Source organism: Mycobacterium sp. NTMscope_Eco_3, assembly GCF_976985685.1.
Genome location: NZ_CDRJYZ010000001.1, coordinates 785,836 through 809,369 on the forward strand (window position 1 = coordinate 785,836; position 23,534 = coordinate 809,369).

Annotated in this window: 21 protein-coding genes and 1 riboswitch; of the genes, 11 read left to right on the forward strand and 10 right to left on the reverse strand. The window is 68.2% G+C overall.

What is annotated here, in order from left to right:
* Positions 1–15: 15 nt before the first annotated feature.
* Positions 16–227: riboswitch (cobalamin riboswitch) on the reverse strand.
* 50 nt (positions 228–277) lie between these two features.
* The 6 genes from AC0KTM_RS03840 to AC0KTM_RS03865 form a co-directional block, all read right to left on the reverse strand.
* Positions 278–919 carry an SDR family oxidoreductase gene (locus AC0KTM_RS03840; protein WP_225328121.1) on the reverse strand — a complete coding sequence of 214 codons (642 nt, stop codon included), beginning with the start codon at positions 917–919 and terminating at the stop codon, positions 278–280.
* Between the two features lie 87 nt (positions 920–1,006).
* Positions 1,007–1,849: an SDR family oxidoreductase gene (locus AC0KTM_RS03845; RefSeq protein WP_225328122.1), complete on the reverse strand. Its 843-nt coding sequence runs from the start codon at positions 1,847–1,849 to the stop codon at positions 1,007–1,009.
* Positions 1,850–1,946: 97 nt separating this feature from the next.
* Positions 1,947–3,227, reverse strand: coding sequence for a TetR/AcrR family transcriptional regulator (locus AC0KTM_RS03850; protein WP_225328123.1), 1,281 nt, complete (start codon positions 3,225–3,227; stop codon positions 1,947–1,949).
* A 138-nt stretch (positions 3,228–3,365) separates the two neighbouring features.
* Positions 3,366–4,013 (reverse strand): nitroreductase family protein, encoded by a 648-nt coding sequence (locus tag AC0KTM_RS03855; RefSeq protein WP_225328124.1) that lies wholly within the window; start codon positions 4,011–4,013, stop codon positions 3,366–3,368.
* A complete protein-coding gene (locus tag AC0KTM_RS03860; RefSeq protein WP_472414996.1) occupies positions 4,013–5,134 on the reverse strand; it encodes an acyl-CoA dehydrogenase family protein in 1,122 nt (373 codons plus the stop codon). Before AC0KTM_RS03860 ends, AC0KTM_RS03855 begins: the two co-directional genes overlap by 1 nt.
* The gene (locus AC0KTM_RS03865; RefSeq protein WP_472414997.1) at positions 5,131–6,306 is read right to left on the reverse strand and encodes an acyl-CoA dehydrogenase family protein; all 1,176 of its coding nucleotides are present in this window, start codon (positions 6,304–6,306) and stop codon (positions 5,131–5,133) included. Before AC0KTM_RS03865 ends, AC0KTM_RS03860 begins: the two co-directional genes overlap by 4 nt.
* Positions 6,307–6,521: 215 nt before the next feature.
* On the opposite strand from AC0KTM_RS03865, the gene AC0KTM_RS03870 reads away from it, so the two are divergent.
* From AC0KTM_RS03870 to AC0KTM_RS03910, 9 genes are all read left to right on the forward strand, one after another.
* Entirely contained in the window at positions 6,522–8,282 is a 1,761-nt protein-coding gene (locus AC0KTM_RS03870) for a nitric oxide reductase activation protein NorD (RefSeq protein ID WP_472414999.1), read from the forward strand.
* Positions 8,283–8,338: 56 nt separating this feature from the next.
* Complete coding sequence (locus AC0KTM_RS03875) at positions 8,339–9,187, forward strand: CbbQ/NirQ/NorQ/GpvN family protein (RefSeq protein ID WP_238958156.1); 849 nt, start codon at positions 8,339–8,341, stop codon at positions 9,185–9,187.
* An 85-nt stretch (positions 9,188–9,272) separates the two neighbouring features.
* Positions 9,273–10,391: an ABC transporter substrate-binding protein gene (locus tag AC0KTM_RS03880; protein ID WP_472415001.1), complete on the forward strand. Its 1,119-nt coding sequence runs from the start codon at positions 9,273–9,275 to the stop codon at positions 10,389–10,391.
* Between the two features lie 5 nt (positions 10,392–10,396).
* A complete protein-coding gene (locus tag AC0KTM_RS03885; protein ID WP_472415003.1) occupies positions 10,397–11,545 on the forward strand; it encodes a spirocyclase AveC family protein in 1,149 nt (382 codons plus the stop codon).
* On the forward strand, positions 11,538–12,542 hold the full coding sequence (locus AC0KTM_RS03890; protein ID WP_472415004.1) for an SDR family oxidoreductase: 1,005 nt from the start codon (positions 11,538–11,540) through the stop codon (positions 12,540–12,542). The genes AC0KTM_RS03885 and AC0KTM_RS03890 overlap by 8 nt, the downstream gene beginning before the upstream one ends.
* Positions 12,542–13,756, forward strand: a complete 1,215-nt coding sequence (locus AC0KTM_RS03895) for a cytochrome P450 (RefSeq protein WP_238958154.1) — start codon at positions 12,542–12,544, stop codon at positions 13,754–13,756. Before AC0KTM_RS03890 ends, AC0KTM_RS03895 begins: the two co-directional genes overlap by 1 nt.
* 91 nt (positions 13,757–13,847) lie before the next feature.
* Positions 13,848–15,332 (forward strand): aldehyde dehydrogenase family protein, encoded by a 1,485-nt coding sequence (locus tag AC0KTM_RS03900; protein WP_225328133.1) that lies wholly within the window; start codon positions 13,848–13,850, stop codon positions 15,330–15,332.
* A 222-nt stretch (positions 15,333–15,554) separates the two neighbouring features.
* A complete protein-coding gene (locus AC0KTM_RS03905) occupies positions 15,555–16,703 on the forward strand; it encodes a thiolase family protein (RefSeq protein ID WP_225328134.1) in 1,149 nt (382 codons plus the stop codon).
* Positions 16,700–17,491 carry a crotonase/enoyl-CoA hydratase family protein gene (locus tag AC0KTM_RS03910; protein WP_472415006.1) on the forward strand — a complete coding sequence of 264 codons (792 nt, stop codon included), beginning with the start codon at positions 16,700–16,702 and terminating at the stop codon, positions 17,489–17,491. Before AC0KTM_RS03905 ends, AC0KTM_RS03910 begins: the two co-directional genes overlap by 4 nt.
* 80 nt (positions 17,492–17,571) lie before the next feature.
* Here AC0KTM_RS03910 and AC0KTM_RS03915 read toward each other — a convergent pair whose 3' ends face one another.
* From AC0KTM_RS03915 to AC0KTM_RS03925, 3 genes are read right to left on the reverse strand one after another with little or no spacing between them, the layout of a single operon-like run.
* Positions 17,572–18,588 carry an NAD(P)/FAD-dependent oxidoreductase gene (locus AC0KTM_RS03915; protein ID WP_472415008.1) on the reverse strand — a complete coding sequence of 339 codons (1,017 nt, stop codon included), beginning with the start codon at positions 18,586–18,588 and terminating at the stop codon, positions 17,572–17,574.
* Positions 18,585–19,085 (reverse strand): isoprenylcysteine carboxyl methyltransferase family protein, encoded by a 501-nt coding sequence (locus tag AC0KTM_RS03920; protein ID WP_225328137.1) that lies wholly within the window; start codon positions 19,083–19,085, stop codon positions 18,585–18,587. Before AC0KTM_RS03920 ends, AC0KTM_RS03915 begins: the two co-directional genes overlap by 4 nt.
* Positions 19,086–19,105: 20 nt before the next feature.
* Positions 19,106–20,188 (reverse strand): type III polyketide synthase, encoded by a 1,083-nt coding sequence (locus AC0KTM_RS03925; RefSeq protein WP_238958152.1) that lies wholly within the window; start codon positions 20,186–20,188, stop codon positions 19,106–19,108.
* 91 nt (positions 20,189–20,279) lie between these two features.
* Here AC0KTM_RS03925 and AC0KTM_RS03930 point away from each other — a divergent pair, with 91 nt between their 5' ends.
* Together AC0KTM_RS03930 and AC0KTM_RS03935 are read left to right on the forward strand one after the other, a co-directional pair.
* Complete coding sequence (locus AC0KTM_RS03930; protein WP_472415009.1) at positions 20,280–21,428, forward strand: NAD(P)H-binding protein; 1,149 nt, start codon at positions 20,280–20,282, stop codon at positions 21,426–21,428.
* Positions 21,425–22,147: a CPBP family intramembrane glutamic endopeptidase gene (locus AC0KTM_RS03935; RefSeq protein WP_225328140.1), complete on the forward strand. Its 723-nt coding sequence runs from the start codon at positions 21,425–21,427 to the stop codon at positions 22,145–22,147. The genes AC0KTM_RS03930 and AC0KTM_RS03935 overlap by 4 nt, the downstream gene beginning before the upstream one ends.
* A 1-nt stretch (position 22,148) precedes the next feature.
* On the opposite strand, the gene AC0KTM_RS03940 is transcribed toward AC0KTM_RS03935, so the two are convergent.
* Positions 22,149–23,513, reverse strand: coding sequence for a DUF2867 domain-containing protein (locus AC0KTM_RS03940; protein WP_225328141.1), 1,365 nt, complete (start codon positions 23,511–23,513; stop codon positions 22,149–22,151).
* Positions 23,514–23,534: the final 21 nt, after the last annotated feature.

Consider the following 23,534-nt stretch of genomic DNA (forward strand, 5'->3'; position numbering starts at 1 on the left):
AGCCCGCCGGACGCGGCGCGTCCGGCACAGCTGGCAGGTCTTCGGACTCGCAGGCGCGCACCGTGGTGGTGCTCCTAATGGCCGTCGCTTCCCAGTCTTTTCAAGACCAGTGCTCGTGACGGCGGTCGTTCCTGCATACCGCTGCGGGACAGTCCCGGACTCTCACCGGGTTCCCTCTTGCGAAGCATGTCTAACATGTCTCGCTCGATGCCGACGCCGCGTTGTGCGGCGATGGCAGACCAGCTGCGTAGCGCAGCCTACTCCGCTGGTCGAGGGGTCAGCGAGCCAGTGCCTGGGCGATCGGGACGTCACCGTTGTTGAACTCGATGGTGCGGCCGATCGTGGAGTCATCCGCCAGTGCGGCGGCGGCGACCTGCGCGACGTCGGCGCGGGACACCGACCCTTTGGCCTGATCGACCGCGATGCGCCCGGTCGCCGGCTCGAGCGTCAGCCGGCCCGGGCCCAGCACCGTCCAGTCCAAATCGCTGGAGCGCAGATGGGCATCCGCGGCCGCCTTGGCCTCCGCGTAGGCGAAGAACGGGTCGTCTTGCGGCACACCATGATCCGGGCCGGCACCGAAGTAGGACACCATCACGAATCGCGTGACGCCCGCCTGGGCGGCGGCATCGATGACCCGGATGGCCGCGTCGCGGTCGACGGCATAGGTCCGTGCCGGGTCGCCGCCACCGGCCCCGGCGGAGAACACGACCGCGTCATGCCCGGCCAGCAAGCCGGCCAGCGCGTCGGTGTCGAGCTGCTCGATGTCTGCGGTCACCGGTTTGGCGCCGGTGGCGGCGACGTCGTCGGCGTGGTCCGGGTTGCGGAAGACCGAGCTCACCTCGTCGCCGCGTTCGGTCAGGAGGCGGGCCAGTTGCAGGGCGACCTTGCCGTGGCCGCCGATGAGGGCGATGCGAGCCATGCCCCCACGCTACTTTCCGCGAGACTGCAACTACCAACGCGAACGTCGGGTAGAGCGGTAGGCGGTTACAGTCTCGCGGGCGAGAAGTTAGAGCTTCACCTTGCCCATGATGATGTCGATGATCGGCTTGCCCGGCGCGTAGGCGCCGGTCATCGAGGCCATGGTGTGGCCCGAGTCCACCAGCAGGGTGATCCCACTGACGCCGCAGGCCGCCTCGCTGTTGAGGAAGGCCATCACGTCGCCCATCTGCTCGGGCGTGTGCACCTTGGAGCCGGTCTCGTCGCGGTAGTCCTGGGCGAAGGACAGCCACAGGTCGGCGTTGGCCTGGGCCAGCGGGGTGTCGGTGGGGCCGGGGCAGATCGCGTTGATGCGGATGCCCTTCTTCGCCAGCGGGTAGCCCTGGGTCGCCACGTAGGTGTTGATCACCTTCTTGCTGGTGCCGTAGTGGTTGATCCCTTCGGCCTCGTGCGCCTGGCACCATGCCTCGGCCGCCGCGAAGTCCGGCGTGGCCAGGAATTCCAGCATCAGGTCCAGGTCGTTCTCCCAGCCCATGCCGGCCACCGAGGAGATGAAGCAGATTGCCGAACCGTTGGGCAGTTGGTCCTTTTCCAGCAGGCGGTCGATCAGGTGGCGGTGGCCGATGAAGTTGATCTTCATCAGGTCGATCGTTCCGTCGGCGACGCCGGCAGCGGAGAACACCGCGTGGATGGGGCCGTCGAGCTGCTCGAGAGCGGAATCGATGGACGCGGGGTCGCGCAGGTCCACCTGGATGGACTGGGCGACCTTGTAGTCCACGGGCGCGTAGTCCATCACGATCACTTCGGCGCCGAGTTCGGCCGCTGACTTGGCCGCGGCGGCGCCCATGCCAGTCGCGCCACCGACAACAAGAGCGCGCTTGCCGTCGTAGCGCAACCGATCGACAATGGTCATGGAAATCCCCTTCTCCGATAATGCCAACGCGGTTCTAACCGCTCAACTGTATGGGTAACAGTTATTTGGTTCAATACCGGGGCGGGTTGATTGAGATTTACTTGCCGCGGACCGCGACGCCGCGCAGCACGGTGTCACGCGCGTGCACCAGTCCCGCGCGTTTGCCGACGTCCCGCAGGATGTTCTCCGGTATCCACTGCAGGCCGACGACACAGCGGGACAACATCGCGGTGGACGGTGCGTCCACGCCTATTTCCCCGGACCGGATCCCCTCGGAAAGAAGCGTTTTCATTTGCCGCAGCCGCGTGGCGTACAGCCAGCCCGGGTTGGGCGTGTCAGGGGGCGATTGGCGCATCCAGGCGAGTTGGATCCTGAACTCGTCGGAGAAGCGGTCCAGCGCGTTGACGTTGACCCAGCTCAGCGCGTCCAGCTTTTCGACGGGGGTGGCATCCGAGCGCAGGACGCTGACCCAGCCCGCCTCGACCTTCTTGCCGAAGGATTCCATGATCGATGCGAGCAGTTCGTCCTTGGATCCGATCACCCGGTACACGGTTCCGGTGCCGAGCCCGGCCGCGGAGGCGATGTCCCTGATCGTGGTGACCTCATAACCTCGGCGGCCGAATTCCGTCCGCGCCACCGCGCGGACGTGTGCCGCCTTGTCGCTGGGGTCGGCGTCGCTATCGTCGGACCAGGTGGCGATGACGTCGTCGGCGGCGGCGAAGGCCTTCGAGCGGTCCAGCGCCGCGTCGGACGGCGGACGAGTTGCCAACCCCTGCAGGATGATTCGGCAGAGCAGCCGGGCCACCTGGTCTCCGGGAGACTTGTGGCGCATGACGTCAAGACCGACCTGCAGCATGGTCTGGCAGATGCGGTCGGCCAGTGTCGGCAGGTCGATGTCGGGTTTGATATAGCCGCTCCACCGGCCGGCGCGCAGCGTTTGCAGCATCGCCTCCTGAATCGCCACGGGCCGCTGCTGCGTCAGCTTGATCAGCTCCGGATCCGTGCTCGGCCCCTCGTAGAAGGACATCTGCAAGGCGGCGCGGTGTTCGACGGCGCAATTGGCGATCGCCGAGCCGAGCTCGATGATCTGTTCGGCGACCGGACGGGAGTCTGGCTCGTCCAATTTCGCCTGGGCGGACCGCCCGATCCGGTCCAGATCGTCTTGATAGCGCCGGATCAGCTCGACGAGGATTGCCTCTTTGGACTCGAAATGGTGATACAGGCTGCCGGGGAGAATGCCTGCGGCATCGGCGATTTCCTGTAGCGAGGTCCGCAACCCCGAGGACGCGATCAGTGACGCCGCCGTCGCGAGGATCTCGGAGCGGCGCGTCGGGGAATCGGTTGTGCCGCTGGGCCGCAACGACTCGGCTTTCGCCATGATCAGCGGTGCGCGAGCCGGGACGACTGCGGGGTGGCGAACATGCGCATTCGTCCTCTCGTGCCGAACCAAATCTTTGTTAGAGGCTATCAGACCGGGCACGGTGAATGCGCTGCACAAAGCGGTGAAAGCCCCATTCTAGAGGGCCGGGCCATCCCAGCGATCGCACGCAACCACTTCCTCGATCGGCCGTCGTGGGGCCGGCTGGAAGGTGCGGCCGGCGCGGAGGCGGCCCACCGGCAGCAGGCAACCCTGAACGTAGGTTTGCGGAATTCCGAGCAACTTTCGGACTTCTTCCTCGTGGTGCAGGTGCAGGGTCGTGATGCAGGTCCCGTATCCGCGGGTGTGCAGGGCCAGCTGAAAGTTCCACACCGGCGGGAAGATCGAACCGTACAGCGTTGCCAGGTGGAACGATTCGTCGCCGTCGATGCGCGGCAAGTAGGGCTGATAGCAAGGGATTACCAGCATCGGTATTGCTGCCATATTCTCTACCAGCCACTCCGTGGACGACATGACCCGGCTCTCGGGTGTTCCCGCCGGCATGAGATCGGCAATCAGCTGCCCACCGACCCGCCGTAGATAGGCGTCGCGATACAGCTCGGCGATCTTGGCGCGCAACACCGGATCGGTGATCACCAGCCAGCGCCACGACTGGGCGTTCGACCCGTTCGCGGCCTGCAGGCCGATCCGCAGGCACTCGCGGATGTCGTCGAGGTTGACGGGCGCGTCCAGGTCGAGCGACTTGCGCGCCGACGGGGTCGCGGTGAGCAGGTACTCGATCTCCATCAGTGACGGCCTCTCTTCGCAAGGTGCGCACCGATTTCGGTGAGGTAGCGATCGGGCGCGTCGAGAAATGCGCTCCAGCCCAGCAAGCGCTTGAGATAGAGGTGAGCGTCGTGCTCCCAGGTGTAGCCGATCCCGCCGAACACCTGGATGGCGGTGTCGGCCACGGCGGCCAGCCGCCCGGCGAACGCCTTGGCCCGCAGCGCGGCAAGGTGTCGCTCGCCGGATTGCCCGTCGGTGCTGGGGAACGCGTCGCTGGCCCACAGGGCGTGGATCACCCCGCTGCGGGCCAGCTCGACGGTTTCATACATGTCGACGCACAGATGCTGGACCGCCTGGAACGAGCCGATCGGCTGACCGAATTGCGTTCGGGTCTTTGCGTATTCGATGGCGAGGTCCATGACGGCGCGTGCGGCGCCGAGCGCATCGGCGGCGGCCGCGATCAGCACGTCGTCGATCACCGCGGCGATCTGTTGCGCGGACGCGGGGCCCAGGCGCCGGGCGGGGGCCGCGTCGAATGCGACGCGAAAGTGCTTGCGGGTCGGGTCGATGCCGGGTTCGGCCGCGACCGAAACCCCCGGCGAGCCGTTCCGCACCGCGAAAAGCCCGGCGTCGCCGGCATCGTCGGCGAATGCGAGCAGGACGTCTGCGGCGGCGGCGCCCGGTACGCCGGTGACCTCGCCATGGAGCACCATGCCGTCATCGCGCCGGCCGGCGGTGACGGCGGACGCGTTGCCGAGGTTCAGGAAGCTGACGGCGGCGATCGTGGTGCCGTCCGCGATACCGCGCAACAGTTTCGCGGCGGTGTCGTTGGCGCCCAACAGGTTCAGCGCCCGTGGGCCGGCCACCGCGGTCGACAACCACGGTCCCGGATGCAGCGCGGCACCCAGCTCTTCGGCGACGATGCCGGCCTCGACCATCGTCATGCCGGCGCCGCCGCAGTCCTCCGGCACCAGCAGACCGGTGATGCCGAGACCGGCGAGACCGCGCCAGACCGATGCGTCGGTCCCGGTCGGGTCGTCGAGCAGCGGGCGCACGTGACCGGAGATGGGCGCCTTTTCGGCGAGGAAGCGCCGGGTGGTGTCGCGCAGCGCCACTTGTTCGTCGGTGAGTTCGAGATTCATTTGCGCGGCAATCCCAGTACCCGTTGGGCGGTGATGTTCTTGTTGATCTGGCTGGTGCCGCCCGCGATGGTCAGCGCGCGCGACGTCAGGCGGTAGTCCGCCCACGACGCGCCGGTGTCGCGGTTACCCAGCACGTCGAACGCCAGGGCGGCCAGGTCCTGCCCGATCTCGCCCCACACGGTCTTGGCGAGGCTTGCCGACCCCAATGCGTCGCCGCCGTGCATCGTGGCCGAGATCGAGCGCTGACACAGGACTTCGAGATACTTGATGCGGACCGCGATTTCGCCGAGGCGCCGCAGCGTGACCGGGTCGTCCAGCGCGCCGGTGTCGGCGGTGGCGAGATCGTCCACCAGCTCTTCGAGCCGCACCTGCATCTCGGCGTACAACCGGGCGGCCCCGGCGCGCTCGTGGCTGAGCGTGGTGGTGGCCACCTGCCAGCCCGCATTGAGTGGCCCGAGCAACGCGTCTGCCGGCACCCGCACGTCGTGAAAGAACACCTCGGCGAAGTCGGCGTCGCCGTTGAGGGTGACCAGCGGGCGTGCCTCGATGCCGGGCAGGGTCATGTCGACGATCAGGCAGGAGATCCCCTTGTGCTTGGGAGCGTCGGGATCGGTGCGCACGTAGAGCTGACACCAGTCGGCCCGATGTCCCAGCGACGTCCAGATCTTTTGGCCGTTGACGATGAAGTCGTCTCCGTCACGCACGGCGCGGGTGCGCAGCGCCGCGAGGTCGGAGCCCGCCTCCGGTTCCGACATGCCCTGGCACCAGATGTCGTCGGCGCGCATCATGCGCGGGAGCAGGGTGCGCTTCTGGGACTCGGTGCCGTATTGCATGATGGCCGGCGCGATGTTGTTCAACCCAATGACGTTGAGCGGCACCGGGGCTCGGGCGCGGGTGGTTTCCTCGGTGTAGACCAATTGCTCGAGCACCGTCGCGCCGCGGCCGCCGTACTCAGGCGGCCACGACACCGCGGCCCATCCCGCGTCGGCCATCGTCGCGTTCCACACCCGCAGCTTCTCGAACGCGGCGTCGTCGCGCCTAGTGGGCCGGCGGGCGGCCACCAGCTCGTCGGTCAGGTTTTCTGAAAGCCACTCACGCAGCTCGGTGCGGAACTGTTCCACTTCCGCCGGGTATGAGAAGTCCACTTTCCCGGACTTTACGGTTGGGCCCATGCTTGGTCAATGATGTCGGCTGCCACGCGGGATGCCGTGGCCGGCACCGGTGACCACCGCCGCCTGGCGGTGAAGTCAATCATGATGTGTTCCTGACTAACTCGTGTACACCCGCGGTGACGCCGCCTCTTGTGACGGAAAAGCCGATTGACTGCACTCATGGCGGACTTTACGGTGGAACAGATATTTGGTCAACGACGGTTCGGAGGTCGGGTGTGGCAGACGACGCGCGCGGTGACCGGGTGCAGGGGCTCGGGATGCTGGCCTCGGCACTGGCGGGCCGGGCGGTGGCCGTCGCCGAGCTGCGGCCGGGTGAATCCGCGTGGACGGACGGCCAGACGATCTACATCGACCCCGCCGCGCCAGACCGCGGGCGGCTCGCGTCGGTCGCGGTACAAGCCTCGATGATCGCGGCCGGCAGTCTGGATCCCGCCGTGGTGCGCGCCTTGGTGCGCCACCCGCGGCTGGCCAGACGCTATCTGGCGGTCGAGGGTCATCGCGCACTGGTGAGCAACGCCGACCTGCTGCCGGGCATCCTGTCGCCGGTCGGTGATCGCGCCGTCGCCGGTCGCAGCGACTCACCCGCAGCGTCGTTGCGCATCGCCGCCGCGCGGGGGGCCATCGAGGACCCGCGACCGGAATTCGGCGTGATCCGTGCGGCAAAGGTGGCGGCGGCGGCCTCCCGGGTTTCCGCGCAGCAGAATCAGGCCGAACCCCAACATGTTCCGCGAAATTCGAGCAGCCAGAAGCGGGAACTCGAGGAGCTCGACGATGGTGAGGTCGACGATTCCGATGACCCGGACTTGTTCACCAGCCCCGTGGGCGGGGGCGGCTTCATCGGCAAATGGCTGAAAAAGATGCTGTCCTCGGCGCGCAGGACCGGGAGCGGCGGCGGGCCGCCCGGCGCGGACGGCCCCACTCATCGCATCAGTTCCACCCGGCGCGGCGCCTACGCCGTGGCGTCGCTGGCGCCGGCCCCCGGCGACGAGGGGCACGATGAGGACCCCGCCGCGGACGGTGTGCGGTATCCGGAATGGGATGTGGCACATAGGAATTACCGACCGGCATGGTGCACCGTGCGCGAGATCGAACCGGAGATCAAGGCCGCCGCGACACAGGCCATCGACGACGCCCTCGGTGTGCGCCGTCCACTTTCGCGGCTCGGCATGGGTCTGCATCGCCGGCACCGGCAGTCGCAGGGCGACGACATCGACATCGACGCGGCCGTCGAAGCCCGGGTCGAAGTGCGGGCCGGGTCGGTGCCCGACGAGGCGGTGTACCTCGACAGCCTGCGGCGCCGACGCGACCTGTCGGTGCTGCTCCTGCTCGACGTGTCGGGGTCGGCGGCCGAGCCGGGAACGGTCGGGCGGACGGTGCACCAACAACAGCGCGCCGCGGTCGCCCACCTCACGGTGGCCCTGCACGACCTGGGTGACCGCGTCGCGCTTTACGCGTACTACTCGCAGGGTCGGCGCGCGGTGAGCATGGTGCCCGTGAAGCGGTTCGACGACCATTTGAACGCCCAGGTCATCCGGCGGCTCAACAGCCTGGAACCCGGCGCGTACTCGCGGCTGGGCGCGGCGATCCGCCACGGTTCGGCGGTCTTGGAGGCGCGCGGCGGAACGTCCCGGCGGCTGTTGGTGGTGCTCTCCGACGGCCTCGCCTATGACCACGGATACGAGCGGGCCTACGGTGCCGCGGACGCGCGCCGCGCGCTGACCGAGGCCCGTCGGCGGGGCACCGGCTGTGTGTGCCTGACCATCGGCGCGGGAACCGATGTGCAATCGCTGCGCAGGGTGTTCGGCAGTACCGCGCACGCGACGATCGCGCGCCCCGATCAGCTGGGCGGTGTCATCGGACCGTTGTTTCGGTCGGCGCTGCGCTCGGCGGAGGTTCGCCGCAGGCCGTCGCTGATGTCAAGTCCCAGAACACAGTTGGCGAACCAACTCGCCGGACCCGCTCGTCGCGGCACTTGAAAACAAACATCTGTTCCGGATAGGCTCCAAATCGCCGGACGATCTGAAGGGAAGCTATGGCCAACGAGTCCGGGCTTGCGTACTTCAACCGCGGTCCGTCCGACGCGGACGCAAAGGGAGTGCGGCCCTATTACCAGGCGGTCGGCGGCGAAGAGTCCGTCTTCAAGGCGGCGTACCGCCAGGGCCTGTCGCTGGTCCTCAAGGGCCCGACGGGCTGTGGGAAGACCCGATTCGTCGAGGCGATGGCCTACGACCTGGGCCGGCCGCTGATCACCGTCGCCTGCCATGACGACCTGACCACCGCCGACCTGGTCGGGCGGTATCTGCTGCGCGGTGACGAGACCGTCTGGGTGGACGGCCCGCTGACCCGGGCCGTGCGCGAGGGCGCGATCTGCTACCTCGACGAAGTGGTCGAAGCCCGCCAGGACACCACCGTGGTCCTGCATCCGCTCGCCGACCACCGGCGCCAGCTGCCCATCGAGCGACTCGGCGTCACGCTGGACGCGGCCCCCGGATTCGGCCTGGTGGTGTCGTACAACCCCGGGTATCAGAGCGTGCTCAAGGATCTCAAGGATTCGACACGTCAGCGCATGGTCGCGATCGAATTCGACTTCCCCGCAGTCGATGTCGAAGAGGGAATCGTCGCGCACGAGGCCGGCGTGGGCGCTGCCACCGCGGCCGAGTTGGTCCGTTTCGGTCAGGCGATTCGCCGGCTCGAGACGGGCGGATTGCGTGAAGTCGCGTCGACGCGCGTGCTGATCGCGGCGGGCAAGCTGGTGGCCGAGGGGCTGAGCATGAGGGAGGCGGCCCGCGCGGCCATCGCGGGGCCGCTCACCGACGACGTGGCGGTGGGCAAGGCCCTGGGCGAGATGATCGAGATTTACCTGGGCGAGCACGACGATTGACGCTGCATATCGCCCCCCGCTAGTGTCTGAACAAATATTAGGTTTTTGATTTGGGGACGCGCGAACATGCCACCCGGGAGGTCAGATGTCCTACGAAAGCAGCGCTGAGCCGATCAAGGTCGGCTACCTGATGGATTTCACGCTGCCGCCGGGGTTTCCCGATGATCTGTTCGCGTCCTTCACCCAGACCTTCGACCTCATCTTCGAAGAGGCGGTCGCCCAGGGGCTGATGGACCGTCCGGTGCAGATGATCTACCGCGAGGTGGAGGGCCTGCCCAAGGGTTCGGTCAAGGCGGTGATCGATGCGTATGGCGAACTGGTCGACGAGGGCTGCCTGGTGGTCTTCGGCCCCAACATCACCGATAACTGCGTGCCGTTGCGCGAAGCGATCGAGGAGCGGTTCAAGGTGCCCGCGATCAGTGTGACCGGCACCGACGATTGGCTGGGCGAGTGGACCTTCGCATTCCCCCAGGGATCCATGACCGATGAACCCATCTTCCTGGCCGACCTGATCGCCAAACGGGGACTGGCCGAGATCGGTGTCCTGGTCGAGCAGAGCCTCATCGGCGAGAGCTACCTGAAGAACCTGCGAAGTGCCTGTCGGCGCAAGGGCATTCGGATCGTGGCGGAAGCTGAAATCGCCCAGACCGCCCAGGACATCAACGCTGCGGTGCGGACGCTGCACGAGGCGAAGGCCGAGGCGATCGTGCACCTGGGATTCGGATTCGGAATCGTCTTCATCAACCCGGCCCTCGAGGCTCTCGCCTGGGACCCGCCCCGTTTCACCACCACCGCGTGGCAGAACGCCTGGGTGAACCCGATCATGTGGAACGCGTTCATGGGCTGGATCGGTGTCGACCAGTACGACGAGGCGAACCGGATCGGCCAGGACTTCCTCGACAGCTACGCGAAGCGGTACAACGGCAGCCGGCCCGAGTTCTGCGTGACCGTGGTGAATCGCGACGTCGCCGCGACACTCGTGCGCGCGTTCACCGACGCGCACCCGCTCAGCCCGCGCGGAATCAAGGAGGCGCTGGAGCGGGTGAAGATGATGCCCGCCGCCTCCGGGGCGCCCGGAACCCGGATCTCCTTCGGCAAGTGGACGCGGCGGGCGTGGATGGGCGCCGGGTATCTCGTGGCCCGCACGCTCGATGCCGACGGCATCAACTCGCATCTGGTTGATCGCTTCGGCGAGGAAGGCTGACGACGATGTCCACCGAACAGTCCACACCGCCTGCCGCGCAACAGGAAGCGGTTTCCCCGCCGCGAACCAACAGGCGCGGCTGGGGCGGCTGGATCTCCGGCGCCGCGCTGGCCGCCTTCGTGTTGTTCTTCATCGCGAATTGCCGGGTGGCCCTTGACCCGCGCGTGGCGAATCCGAACGTGCAGGGGCGGCCGCGCCCGGTGAAGTTCATGTTCGGGCTGGACTACATCGACTTCCTGGACTGGGCCACCGTGGTGGCGCTGATCGTGCTGTTGATCGTCTTCATCAGGGGCTGGCGCCGCAACCCCGGCAGCCCGGCGATGCTGATGTTCTTGTGCACCACGCTGATCGTGTGGCAGGACCCGATCATGAACTGGTCGCCGTTCGCGGTCTACAACCCCGATCTGGTGCACTGGCCGGAATCCTGGCCGCTGGTGTCGCTGTCGCCGACGGTCGAGCCGTTCGTGGTCTTCGGTTACGTGATGTTCTACTTCGGCCCCTACTTCCCGGCCGTCTGGCTGCTGCGCAAGCTGCAGGCGAAATACGGGCCCGCGAGCTATGCGTCGCGGCACCCCTTGGTGTGCCTGGGTCTGATCACCCTGGTGATCGGTTTCGTTTTCGACGCCTTCCTGGAGAACACCCTCGTCCACTGGGGCATGTACATCTACTCGCAGGTCATTCCGTGGGGATCGGTGTTCACCGGCACAACATTTCAGTTCCCGTTGATCTGGGAGTCGTTCTCGGTGTGCTTCGTGATGGTGCCGGCCGCGATCCTGTGCTATCGCGACGACACCGGGAAATCGGTCGCGGAAAAGCTTGCCGCAAAGGCGAAGTTGTTCCCGGGGCGACCGGTGCTGGGCACCTTCCTGGTGATGTTCGTCATCATCAACGTGTCCTATTTCGCGTACGGCGGCTGGTTCTGGGTCATCAAGGTCAGCCATGCCGCCACCTCGGTGGCTTGCCCGTGGCCGTACCCCGAGGCCAAAGTCTATGACCCGCAAGGTTTCTACGAGAAGGCCGGCGCGCAAGGTCCGTTCTCGGTCGGCATCTGGTCGACGTGGGCGAGCGGAGAGCCCAACGGTCGGCCCCACGTCGAGCCCCCGCCACCGGGCGAAGGCGCGTGCGCAACCCCCCCGTCGGGCAACCATGGCTGAGCCGCGCACGGTCGTCATCACCGGAGCGTCGCGCGGGCTGGGGTTCGCCTCGGCGGTGCGGCTGTATCGGGAAGGGTGGCGCGTCGTCGCGGCCATGCGCACACCCGACCAGGCAATGCCGCTGCTGCGTCAGGCGATTCAGGACCAGGGGCTGACGCCGCCCGACGACGAACGATTGATCGGTATGCAGCTCGACCTGACGGACACCGCGTCAATCACCGCGGCGGCCAAGGCAATCGAGGAAGCCGTGGGCGCACCGTATGCGCTGGTGCACAACGCGGGCATTTCCGCGGCCGGAATGGTGGAGGAAACCGATCTGGCGTTGTGGCAGCGCATGTTCGCTACCAGCGTGCTGGGGCCTGTCACGCTCACCCAGGCTCTGCTGCCGTCGATGCGGGCGGCGGGTGCGGGACGAATTGTGTTGGTGTCCAGCGCCGCTGGAGTGCGCGGCCAGCCCGCCACCGCGCCGTACTCGGCGGCCAAGGGGGCGCTGGAGCGGTGGGGGGAATCGATGGCGTGCGAGATCGCGCCCTTCGGTCTCGGGGTCACCGTGGTGGTCGCCGGCACCTATGACACCGAGATCATCACCGACGCCGGCACCACCGACGATCGCGACTTCGCCGGCCCGTACGCCCGGCTGCACAACACCATGAACAGCCGCGGCCGCTTCGCGATGAAGATGGCCCGGCCGCCCGAGCGCTTCGCCGACGGCCTGCTGAAGGCGCTCGATGACCGGGAGCCGTTTCGCCGCCGCGGCATCGGCCCGGACGCGTCGATCCTGCTGGCCGCCAACAGGATCCTGCCCGCCTCGGGCATGCACCACCTGTCGCGGATCGTGCTGGGCATACCGAGACAGGGGTCGATGCGGGGCGGGGCGTGGCCGCTGACCGCCAGCCAGAAGGCGATGGTGATGGCCGCGAAGATCCTTCCGGCACCGGTGCTGCAGCGCCTGGCATCGCTGGCGGCCAAGCGCCACAAAGGAAACGAGGGGGAATAGTGGAGCAACTTTTCGACGACTTGGAAGACTTCGGCGCGTTCGACGACGCGGTCTCGGGCGACGTGCGCGACCCGTACACCGAGCTGGCCCGGCTGCGCCGCGAGGAGCCGATTCAACGCCTGGACACGTCGGGGATGCCGCATGAGGAATCCAAGCCCGTCTTCATCGTCTACCGTCACGAAGAAGCCCAGCAGATGCTGCGCGACAACGAGACGTTCTCCTCGGCGGCCGTCATCGCCGCGTTCGGCCCGGTGCTGGGGGAGCGCGTCATGCTCGGCATGGACGAGCCGGTGCACGGCCGGCTGCGATCACTGGTGTCCAAGGCCTTCTCGCAGAAGGCCTTGGCGCGGTGGGAAGACGAGCTGGTCGGCCGCGTGGGCAACAGCCTGATCGACAAGTTCGCCGCCCACGGCAAGGCCGATTTGGTCAAGGAATTCACCTTCGACTACCCCAGCCAGATCATCGCCGGCCTGCTGGGCCTGCCGCAGGAGGACTACCCGCAGTTTCAGCGCTGGTCCATCTCGCTGCTGAGCTGGATCCTGAACCCGGAACGCGGCCTTGCCGCCTCGGCCGCGCTGTGCGACTACTTCGCGCCGATCCTCGCGTCCCGCCGCGCCGAGCCCCAGGACGATCTGATCAGCGCTCTGTCCCAGGCGGAGATCGACGGCGAGAAACTCGAGGACGAGGAGATCTACTCGTTCCTGCGCCTGCTGCTGCCCGCCGGGGTGGAGACGACCTACCGGTCGCTGGGCAGCCTGCTGTTGGCGCTGCTGTCCGACCCCGTGCAGCTCGACGCCATCCGCGCCGACCGGTCGCTGCTGCCGCAGGCCATCGAGGAAGGCGTGCGGTGGGAACCGCCCCTGCTGACCATCACCCGGGTGGCCACCCGCGACACCGAGCTCGGCGGGGTGCCGATACCGGCTGGTTCGACGGTAATGCCGATGCTGGGTGCGGCCAATCGGCAGGAAGACCGCTATCCCGAACCGGACACGTTCGACATCTTCCGCGCACCCAAGAGCCACCTGGGCTGGGGGCACGGTGTGCACGTCTGCCTCGGCATGCACCTGGCGCGGCTCGAGATGCGCACCGCCATCAACCTTTTGCTCGACCGGCTGCCGAACCTTCGGCTGGACCCGGACGCGGACGATCCGCACATCCGCGGGCAGGTTTTCCGGTCGCCGACGTCGGTGCCGGTGCTGTTCGACCCGCACTAAGCGGCCCCGCGGCCGGCTACACCTTGCCAATCGGCTAGTTTCCGGTAAGGCTCTCCGTAGCCCCTCAACGACCCAGAAGAGAGTGACAGATATGACTGAGGCTGTAAAGGTCCGCTTCGAGCCGAAGATGATGATCGACGGCAAGCTCGTCGACGGGCAGGCCGGCACCTTCACCAATATCAACCCGGCCACCGAGGAGCCGCTCGGCGAGGTTGCCGACGCCTCGAAGGAGGACATGCAGCGGGCCATCGACGCCGCCCGACGCGCCTTCGACGAGACCGACTGGTCGACCAACCGCGAACTGCGCAAGCGCTGCCTGTTGCAGCTGCACGAGGCGATCGAATCGGAGAAGGAAGAACTGCGCGAGGAACTCATCCTCGAGGTCGGCTCGCCGCGGGCCATCACGTTCGGCCCCCAGTTGGACGCCCCGCTGGAAGACGGGCTGCGCTATCCCGCCCGGTTGATCGACGAGTACGCGTGGGAGACCGACCTGGGCGACAAGGTCATCAGCCTCACGGGCACGCTGACCACCCGCAAGGTATGGCGGGAGCCGGTCGGTGTGGTCGGCGCGATCGTGCCGTGGAACTTCCCGTTCGAGGTCACCCTCAACAAGCTCGGCCAGGCGCTGGGAACCGGCAACACGGTGGTGCTCAAGCCGGCGCCGAACACGCCGTTCAACGCCACCCGGCTCGGCCGGCTGATCGCCGAGAAGACCGACATCCCCGCCGGCGTGGTCAACGTCGTCACCGCGTCGGACCACTTCGTGGGCGAGGAGCTCACGCTGTCACCGAAGGTCGACCTGATCTCCTTCACCGGTTCGACGGTGGTCGGCAAGCGGATCATGGAAAAGGGCGCCGCCACCATGAAGCGGCTGTTCCTCGAGCTCGGCGGCAAGTCGGCCACCATCGTGCTGGAGGACGCCGACTTCGGGACGGCCTGCATGGTCGGCATCGCGCCGTGCATGCATGCCGGTCAGGGTTGCGCCAACCCGACCCGGCTGCTGCTGCCGCGGTCCCGCTATGACGAGGGCGTGGAGATCCTCAAGAACATCTACGAGAACGTCACGTGCGGCGACCCGCAGGACCCCGGCACGCTGTGCGGCCCAGTGATCTCGCAGCGGCAGCTCGAGCGGGTGACCGGCTACATCAAGAAGGGTGTGGAAGAAGGTGCCACCGCACTGGTCGGCGGTCCCGACGCGCCGACGGGTTTCGACAAGGGATACTTCGTGCGGCCAACGCTTTTCACCAACGTCGACAACAAGATGACCATCGCGCAGGAAGAGATCTTCGGCCCGGTGCTCTCGGTCATTCCGTTCGACGACGAGGAGGACGCGATCCGGATCGCCAACGACAGCGTGTACGGGTTGGCCGGCAACGTGTTTGCGGGTTCCCTCGAGCGTGCGCTGTCGGTGACCCGCCGCATCAAGGCCGGCTTCATGGGCGTCAACGGTGGCGCCCCCTACGGCGCCGACACCCCGTTCGGTGGTTACAAGGAAAGCGGCGTGGGTCGCCAGAACGGTGTCGCCGGGTTCGACCAGTACACCGAGATCAAGTCGGTCGCCTACCCCGCCGGTTGAGGGCGGCGCGACTTGGTCGCGCCACCCAAAACGGCTGTGCCGGCCTGCTTTACGTGGCTTTCGAATCCGCTCGCACATGCGGTAGCGCGTGCGACGGCGTAGTTGGTCACCTCGGTCGATACGGGGGAGAAGCACCCCGGGGTTCGCCCTCCCAACCCCTTGGTTGACAATCGAGGCAAGACTCAACTCTTTCGAAGTCCACGTGTCAAAGGAGACAAGACCATGGCTGAAGCCGTCATCGTCGAGGCAGTGCGTTCACCGATCGGGAAGCGCAACGGCGGATTGTCCGGGCTGCACCCGGCGGATCTGTCCGCGCAGGTGCTCAACGGCCTGGTCGACAGGGCCGGCGTCGATCCGGGCATCGTCGACGACGTCATCTGGGGCTGCGTCATGCAGGCCGGCGAGCAGGCCCTCGACATCGGCCGCACCGCGCTGCTGACCGCCGGCTGGCCCGAGACCGTCCCCGGCGTGACCGTCGACCGCCAGTGCGGGTCCAGCCAGCAGTCCATCCACTTCGCGGCCGCCGGGGTGATCGCCGGGCACTACGACGTCGTCGTCGCCGGCGGCGTCGAGTCGATGTCGCGCACCCCGATGGGGGCGTCGCTGGCCAACGGGGGCAGGCCGTACTCCCAGGCCTTCCTGGATCGCTACGAAGGCCAGATCCCCAACCAGGGCATCGGCGCCGAGATGATCGCCGAGAAGTGGGGCTTCGACCGCACCGCGCTCGACGAATTCTCGTTGGCCTCGCACGAAAAGGCCGCGGCCGCACAGGATTCCGGCGCCTTCGACGGCCAGATCGTCGGCATCAAGGATCAGGACGGCAACGTCGTCCTCAAGGACGAGGGCATCCGCCGCGGCACGCCGATGGAGAAGATGGCCTCGCTGAAGCCGGCGTTCAAGGAGGACGGCGTGATCCACGCCGGCAACTCGTCGCAGATCTCCGATGGTTCGGCGGCGCTGCTTTTCATGTCGGCCGAGAAGGCCAAGGAGCTGGGCCTCAAACCGATCGCCAAGGTGCACACCGCGTCGCTGGCCGGGGCCGACCCGGTGATCATGCTGACCGCGCCCATCCCGGCGACGCAGAAGGTGCTGAAGAAATCCGGGCTGTCCATCGACGACATCGGCGCCTACGAGGTCAACGAGGCGTTCGCGCCCGTCCCGCTGGCGTGGCTCAAGGACATTGGCGCCGACGAGAAGAAGCTCAACCCCAACGGCGGCGCCATCGCGCTGGGCCACCCGCTCGGCGGATCGGGCGCCCGGATCATGACCACCCTGCTGTATCACATGCGGGACAAGGGGATTCGCTACGGTCTGCAGACCATGTGCGAGGGCGGCGGCCAGGCCAACGCCACCATCGTGGAACTGTTGTGACGGAAGCGCTCGGCGCCCTGGCGGAACGCCGGGGCAACGTGATGGTGATAACCATCAACCGGCCGGAGGCCCGCAACGCGGTCAACGCCGCGGTCAGCATCGGCGTCGGGGATGCGCTGGAAGCGGCGCAACACGATCCCGAGGTGCGGGCGGTGGTGCTCACCGGCGCAGGCGACAAGTCGTTCTGCGCCGGCGCCGACCTCAAGGCGATCGCTCGCCGCGAAAACCTTTACCACCCCGACCATCCCGAGTGGGGTTTCGCCGGCTACGTCCACCACTTCATCGACAAGCCGACCATCGCGGCGGTGAACGGGACCGCCCTGGGCGGCGGCACCGAGCTGGCGCTGGCCAGTGATTTGGTGGTGGCCGACGAGCGGGCCCAGTTCGGGCTCCCCGAGGTCAAACGCGGGCTGATCGCCGCCGCCGGTGGCGTTTTCCGCATCGCGCAGCAGCTGCCCCGCAAGGTGGCGATGCAGCTGCTGCTGACCGGTGATCCGCTCACCGCGGCCGCCGCCTGCGAGTGGGGGTTGATCAACGAGGTCGCCCCGCAGGGATCGGTGCTGGACGCCGCGCTGGCGCTGGCCGCGCGGGTCACCGTCAACGCGCCGCTGTCGGTGCAGGCCAGCAAGCGGGTCGCCTACGGCGTCGATGACGGGGTCGTCGTCGACGACGAGCCGGGTTGGGAACGCACCGTGCGCGAGATGCGGGTCCTGATCCGCTCCGAGGACGCCAAGGAGGGACCACTGGCGTTCGCCGAGAAGCGGGACCCGGTCTGGAAGGCGCGTTAAAAGGCGCGAGCAGACACAGATCGCACGCGAACTGCCCGCACAACGCGATTCTGCGTCTGCTCGCGCTTCAAAGCCCCGTGTCAGTGCGCAAGGATGTTCACCCCGCGCCGAAACACGCCGGGTAGCAGCGTGCACGCCGGCACGACGGCGCGCCGCACCGCGGGCGGCGTGCTGGCCAGCACCAGCCCGCGGGTGAGCAACCGGTAGTCGCGGGTGATCCGGTGCCACGCCTTCTCGTACGAGGCGGGAGTCTCGTCGGCGATGGCCTCGACGGCCGCGGCGGCCTGCTTGAGGGCGAGGCTGATGCCCTCGCCGGTCAGGGCGTCCTCATAACCGGCGGCGTCGCCGACCAGCAGGACGCGGCCCGCGACGCGCCGCGAGACCACCTGGCGCAGGGGGCCGCAGCCGCGGGGCTGCCCGGCGCCGGCGCCGTCCAGCTGCCGGGCCAGCCGCGGGAACCAGGCCAGGTCGGGCCGTCCACGAGACAGGATCGCCACGCCGACCAGATCGGGCTCGACCGGCGTCACGTACGCCTCGCCCCAGCGCGACCAGTGCACCTCGACGAAGTCGGTCCACGCCGGCACCCGGTAGTGCCAGCGCACGCCGTAGCGTCGCGGTGTCCCCGCGCTCGCCGCGATGCCGACGGCCCGCCGGACCTGAGAATGCAGGCCGTCGGCCGCCACCAACCATTTCGCGCGCACCCCGGCGGCCGAGACGCCGTGCGCATCCTGCCGGACGCCGGTCACCCGCGTGCGGATCCAGTCGGTGTCTTGCTCTTTGGCGCGCGCGGCCAGCGCCGCGTGCAACGTCGTGCGACGCACGCCGCGCCCGGGCCCCCCGCGAAACCGAGCCTGGGCCCGCCGTTGTTCGCTCACATAGGCGATGCCGTGAAACGGCATGCCCACCGGGTCGACGCCCAGCGCGGTCAGTTCGGCCAGTCCGCCGGGCATCAGCCCCTCGCCGCACGCCTTGTCGATGGGGCTCTCGCGCGGCTCGGCCACGATCACCGAAAGTCCAAGGCGTCGAGCGTGTAACGCCGTGGCCAGGCCGCCCGGACTGCCGCCGACGATCAGCAGGTCCGCGTCGTAATCGCTCATGTGTAACCCAGAGCCGAGTTCTCCACCTGCAGACGCACCTTCAGCAACGCGGCGTTGGCCAGGGTGAAGATGGCCGCGGTCAGCCACGCCGTGTGCACCAACGGCAGCGCCAACCCTTCCGCCACCACTGCAACATAGTTCGGATGGTGCAGCCAGCGGTAGGGACCTCGTCGCACCAGCGGGGCCGCCGGCAGCACGATCACCCGGGTGTTCCACCGCCGGCCCAGCGTCGTGATGCACCACCAGCGCAGCGCCTGACTGGCCGCCACCACCGCCAGCATCGGCCAGCCCAGCCAACCGATGAAGGGCCGGTGCAGCGCCCACGGTTCGACGAGGCAGCCGACCAGCAGCGCGGTGTGGATGACCACCATCACCGGGTAGTGCGATCGACCAAACTCCTTGGCGCCCTGGGTAAACGACCATCGCGCGTTGCGGGTGGACACCACCAGCTCGGCGACGCGCTCGACCCCGACGGCCAGCACCAGCAGGTAATACATGGATACAGTCTTTACCAGCCCTACCAGGCCAGCAGCACCAGCTCGGAGCAAAACGCCGGCCCCATCGCGATCATCAGGCCGATCGAGCCCGGTGGCGGCGGATCGGCCATGTTGGCCGCGAGCACGTCGAGCACCGAGACCGACGACAGGTTGCCGTTCTCCCGCAACGACTTTCGCGTGCGGTCGAGGGCGTCCGCGGGCAGGTCCAACACGCTCTCGACGGCCTCGATCACCCGCGGCCCGCCCGGGTGGCAGACCCAGGTTGTGACGTCGTGCGGGCGCAACCCGTGATCGGCGAGGAATTCGCGGACGTCATCGCCCAGGTATTTCTCGGCGATGGTGGCGATGTCGGCGGAGAGCACGATGCGGAATCCGTCCCCGCCGATCTTCCAGCCCATGACGTCTTCGGTGTCGGGATAGATCCGGCTACGGGTGGCCAGCACCCGCGGGCCGGTGTGTTCGGCGCCGGTGCGCTGGGCGCCTTCGCTGATCACCACGGCCGCGCCGTCGCCGAAAAGGCTGGTGGCGACCAGGTTGGCGACCGACGTGTCGTCGCGCTGGATGGTCAGCGAGCACAGTTCGACCGCGAGCAGCGCGGCCGTGTGGTCGGGGAAGGCGCGCAGATAGTCGTGCATGCGCGCCACCCCGGCCGCGCCGGCGACGCAGCCCAGCCCGAACAGCGGGACGCGTTTGACGTCGGGCCGCAGCCCGACCCGCGTCGCCAAGCGGGCCTCCAGCGTCGGAACGGCGAGGCCGGTGACCGTCGTCGAAAACACGATGTCGAGTTCCGACGGCTTCACCTTGGCGTCGTCCAGGGCCGCCACCAGCGCCTGCTCGCCCAGGTCGAGCGCCACGTCGAGATAGGCGTCGTTGGCCTCGGTGAAGCCGTTCAGCTCGCGGTAGCGGGGCAGCCGCAACGCGGTGTTGCGGAATTCGACGCCGCTGCTGAGGCCGAAGCGGCGAAAATCGGGGCCGGCGATGTCGGTCAGCGCGCGGATGGCCTCGTGTTGCGTATAGCGGTTGGGCGGGAACTTCACCGCCACGCCGGCGATGGACGGATATTTCACCGCGACGTCCGCGGTGCCCCCAGTGAACTTCTTCATGCACCCGGGAACGATGCCGCCGCCGCACCGGTTCAAATCCGTCTTTGCGTCGCGCGGGCCAGGGGCCTGGTCGTCGGGCTAGGGTCGGGGTATGCGGGTTCTGGTCACCGGTGCCACCGGCTATGTGGGATCACGACTGGTCACGGCGCTGCTGCAAAACCGGCACCAGGTTGCGGCCGCAACTCGAAACCCGTTGCGTCTCAAGCGCTTCGGCTGGTTCGACGACATCACGCCGGTGACCCTCGACGCCGCTGACCCGGATTCGCTGCGAGCCGCCTTCGCCGGCTGCGGCCCCGTTGACGTGGTGTATTACCTGGTGCACGGCATCGGTCAGCCCGGTTTCCGCGACGCGGACAAGTCCGCGGCCGCCAACCTTGCGACCGCGGCCCGCGACGCCGGGGTGCGCCGCATCGTCTATCTGGGCGGCTTCGTGCCCGCCGCCGAGGCCTTGTCCGAGCACTTGACCAGCCGGGCCGAGGTCGCCGAGGCGCTCACCGTCCCCGACGGCCCGGAGCTGGTGTGGCTGGGCGCGGCGATGATCATCGGTGCCGGCTCGACGTCGTTCGAGATGATGCGCTACGTGGGAGATCGCTTCCCGGTCATCCCCATTCCGAGCTGGATGGACAACCCGATCGACCCGATCTCCATCCGCGACGTTCTGCACTACCTCGTCGCCGCGGCCGATCCCGACCGGGTGCCGGCCGGGGCATATGACATCTCCGGGCCCGAAACCACGTCCTACCGCCGGCTCCTCAAGACCTATGCCCGCATCTCCGGGCGATGGCATACCGGCTTGTCGGTCGGCAGGGTCGACACGGCGCTGGCCTCGCTGATCACCGGCGTCGCCCTGCCGGTGCCCCCGGGCCTGGCCGGGGACCTCGTCCAGTCGCTCGACCACCCGATGGTGGCGTCCGTCAGCGACCTGCGCGACCGGGTACCAGATCCGCCCGGCGGACTGCTCGGCATCGACGACGCCATCGCGCTGGCCCTGGCCGGCCGGTCGAATCAGCGGCCGCGCCCCGTCAATGCCCTGGCCGATCCGCACGACCTCGCCAACACCGATGCCGCCTGGGCCGGCGGCGACGCGCGGCGCATCCGGCAACTCGTCCAGCGCGTCACACCCCCCATCGTGCGGCCGACCCTGGGGCTGGTGAACAGGGTCCCGGGTCCGGTTGCCGGAGCGCTTCGCACCGGCCTCGACGTTCTGCTCGCCCTGACCCCGAAGGTGCGTCCCGCATGAGCCAGTCAACGACCCCCTACCACAGCAGCGCCTTCGCCGAGTTGCGCCGCGCCGTCACCAATGTTGCTGTGCCGCACCATGAATCGCCGTCCGTGGTGCGGCGGCGCCGCGTCATCGTCGCGATCACGCTGGTTGTCGGCGCGGCGGTGCTGGGGTACTCGTTGCGGCGCCATCCGGGGGAGGCCAGCTTCTACTGGCTGACCCTGGCGCTCGCGGCGGTGTGGACCGCCGGTGCGCTGGTCTCCGGTCCGTTGCACCTGGGCGGCATCTGCTGGCGGGGCCGCAACCAGCGGCCGGTCATCACCGGGACGACCGTCGGCTTGCTCGTCGGTGGCGCGTTCGTCGTGGGCGGGCTGATCGCCCGAGAGATCCCGGCCGTCTCCGAGCTGATCACCCGGGTGCTGCTCTTCGCCCATCAAGGCTCTTTCGTGTTGGTGGTGCTGATCACCGTGATCAACGGCGTCGCCGAGGAGCTGTTCTTCCGTGGCGCGCTCTACACCGCGCTGGGCCGGTATCACCCGGTGCTGATCTCCACGTTGCTCTACACCGCCGCGACCATGGCCAGCGGCAACCCCATGCTGGGATTCGCCGCGATCATCCTCGGGACGGTGTGCGCGCTGGAGCGCCGGGCCAGCGGCGGCGTGCTGGCGCCGGTGCTGACCCACGTCGGCTGGGGGCTGATCATGGTGCTGGCCCTGCCGCCCATGTTCGGCGTCTGAGTCAGGCCGACGAGACGACGTTGTGCGCCAGAGCGCGCAGGGCGGCGACCCGCAGCGGCCACACCGTGAGCCGGTACATCCGGCCAGCGACGCCGCGCGGCACGAAGATCACCCGTTGCGTGTACCGGCTGCCGCCGCCGTCCGGCCGCACGGTGATCTCCAGCCAGGCCCGGCCTACTCGACCCGGCATGGAGTGCAGCCGCAGCCTGGCGCCGGGATCGCTTTCCTCCACGCCCCAGCCCGACAGCGGCAGGCGTCGCTGCCAGCGGCGCGCGGCTGTCGCGGCGCGGGCCGCCGACCATACGTCGGCGGGCGCGGCGGCGGCGGTCGCGGTCTGCACGCTGGTGTAGACGATCTCGCCGGCCCAGTCGGGGTCGCTGGGCAGCGGCTCGGCCGGCTCGGACCGCAGCGACGACCAGCTGGCATCGGGGAGGCCGCGCTTTGCGCGCTGCAGCGCCAACTCGACCGCGCGGCGGTATCCGGTGAGTCCGTCCGGTGGCGGCTCGATGATCATGTCGATATCGGAATCACGCGCCACCGCATCGCATTCCAGCGACTCGATCAGTGGCCGCGCCAGGCCGGACGGAATCGGGGTCACCAGCCCCACCCAGAGGCTGGCGATCGCCGGGGTCAGAAACGGCAGTACGAACAGGTAGCGGTTGCCCAGCCCGGCGACCTCGGCGTAGACCCGCATCATGTCCCCGTACTCCAACACGTCGGGTCCACCGATGTCCCAAGTTCGTGACTTCGGGACCGGGGCGCTCGAAACAGAAGCCGCCGCGGCCAGGTAGTACAGCACGTCGCGCACCGCGATCGGCTGGATTCTGTTGTGCACCCACTTCGGCGTGGTCATCACGGGCAACCGGTCGGTGAGGTGCCGGATCATTTCGAACGATGCCGATCCCGAGCCGATGACCACCCCGGCCTGCAGCACCACGGTCTCGATGCCGGAGTCGATGAGGGCCTCCCCGACGGCTTTGCGCGACGCGAGATGTGGTGAGAGGTCGGTGTTTTCCGGATGCAGTCCACTCAGATACACGATCCGACGCACCCCGGTGCGCCGTGCGGCGGTCACCACATTGCGGGCGGCGCGGGTCTCCTCGGCGGCGAAGTCTTTCGAACTTCCCATCGAGTGGACCAGGTAGTACACCACGTCGATTCCGTCGAACGCGGCGATCAGGGAATCGACGTCACCGAGGTCACCGCGCGCCACCTCCGCGTGCCGGCGCCATGGCGCCTGCGCCAGCTTGTCGGGGTTGCGCGCCAAGGCCCGTACGTGATGACCGTCCTCGAGCAGCCGGGGCACCAGGCGCCCGCCGATGTAGCCGGTCGCGCCGGTCACCAAGCACCGCACGGGTTCGGGCATCGATCCTCCGTCGCTCGTCAG

Bases quoted from the DNA above. Each gene is read 5' to 3' on its own strand.
- AC0KTM_RS03880 (WP_472415001.1), top strand. From the start codon at position 9,273: ATGTCCTACGAAAGCAGCGCTGAGCCGATCAAGGTCGGCTACCTGATG.
- AC0KTM_RS03935 (WP_225328140.1), top strand. From the start codon at position 21,425: ATGAGCCAGTCAACGACCCCCTACCACAGCAGCGCCTTCGCCGAGTTG.
- AC0KTM_RS03925 (WP_238958152.1), bottom strand. From the start codon at position 20,188: ATGAAGAAGTTCACTGGGGGCACCGCGGACGTCGCGGTGAAATATCCG.
- AC0KTM_RS03930 (WP_472415009.1), top strand. From the start codon at position 20,280: ATGCGGGTTCTGGTCACCGGTGCCACCGGCTATGTGGGATCACGACTG.
- AC0KTM_RS03850 (WP_225328123.1), bottom strand. From the start codon at position 3,227: ATGGCGAAAGCCGAGTCGTTGCGGCCCAGCGGCACAACCGATTCCCCG.
- AC0KTM_RS03940 (WP_225328141.1), bottom strand. From the start codon at position 23,513: ATGCCCGAACCCGTGCGGTGCTTGGTGACCGGCGCGACCGGCTACATC.
- AC0KTM_RS03920 (WP_225328137.1), bottom strand. From the start codon at position 19,085: ATGTATTACCTGCTGGTGCTGGCCGTCGGGGTCGAGCGCGTCGCCGAG.
- AC0KTM_RS03845 (WP_225328122.1), bottom strand. From the start codon at position 1,849: ATGACCATTGTCGATCGGTTGCGCTACGACGGCAAGCGCGCTCTTGTT.
- AC0KTM_RS03840 (WP_225328121.1), bottom strand. From the start codon at position 919: ATGGCTCGCATCGCCCTCATCGGCGGCCACGGCAAGGTCGCCCTGCAA.
- AC0KTM_RS03860 (WP_472414996.1), bottom strand. From the start codon at position 5,134: ATGAATCTCGAACTCACCGACGAACAAGTGGCGCTGCGCGACACCACC.
- AC0KTM_RS03890 (WP_472415004.1), top strand. From the start codon at position 11,538: ATGGCTGAGCCGCGCACGGTCGTCATCACCGGAGCGTCGCGCGGGCTG.
- AC0KTM_RS03900 (WP_225328133.1), top strand. From the start codon at position 13,848: ATGACTGAGGCTGTAAAGGTCCGCTTCGAGCCGAAGATGATGATCGAC.
- AC0KTM_RS03865 (WP_472414997.1), bottom strand. From the start codon at position 6,306: ATGGGCCCAACCGTAAAGTCCGGGAAAGTGGACTTCTCATACCCGGCG.
- AC0KTM_RS03875 (WP_238958156.1), top strand. From the start codon at position 8,339: ATGGCCAACGAGTCCGGGCTTGCGTACTTCAACCGCGGTCCGTCCGAC.
- AC0KTM_RS03885 (WP_472415003.1), top strand. From the start codon at position 10,397: ATGTCCACCGAACAGTCCACACCGCCTGCCGCGCAACAGGAAGCGGTT.
- AC0KTM_RS03915 (WP_472415008.1), bottom strand. From the start codon at position 18,588: ATGAGCGATTACGACGCGGACCTGCTGATCGTCGGCGGCAGTCCGGGC.
- AC0KTM_RS03905 (WP_225328134.1), top strand. From the start codon at position 15,555: ATGGCTGAAGCCGTCATCGTCGAGGCAGTGCGTTCACCGATCGGGAAG.
- AC0KTM_RS03855 (WP_225328124.1), bottom strand. From the start codon at position 4,013: ATGGAGATCGAGTACCTGCTCACCGCGACCCCGTCGGCGCGCAAGTCG.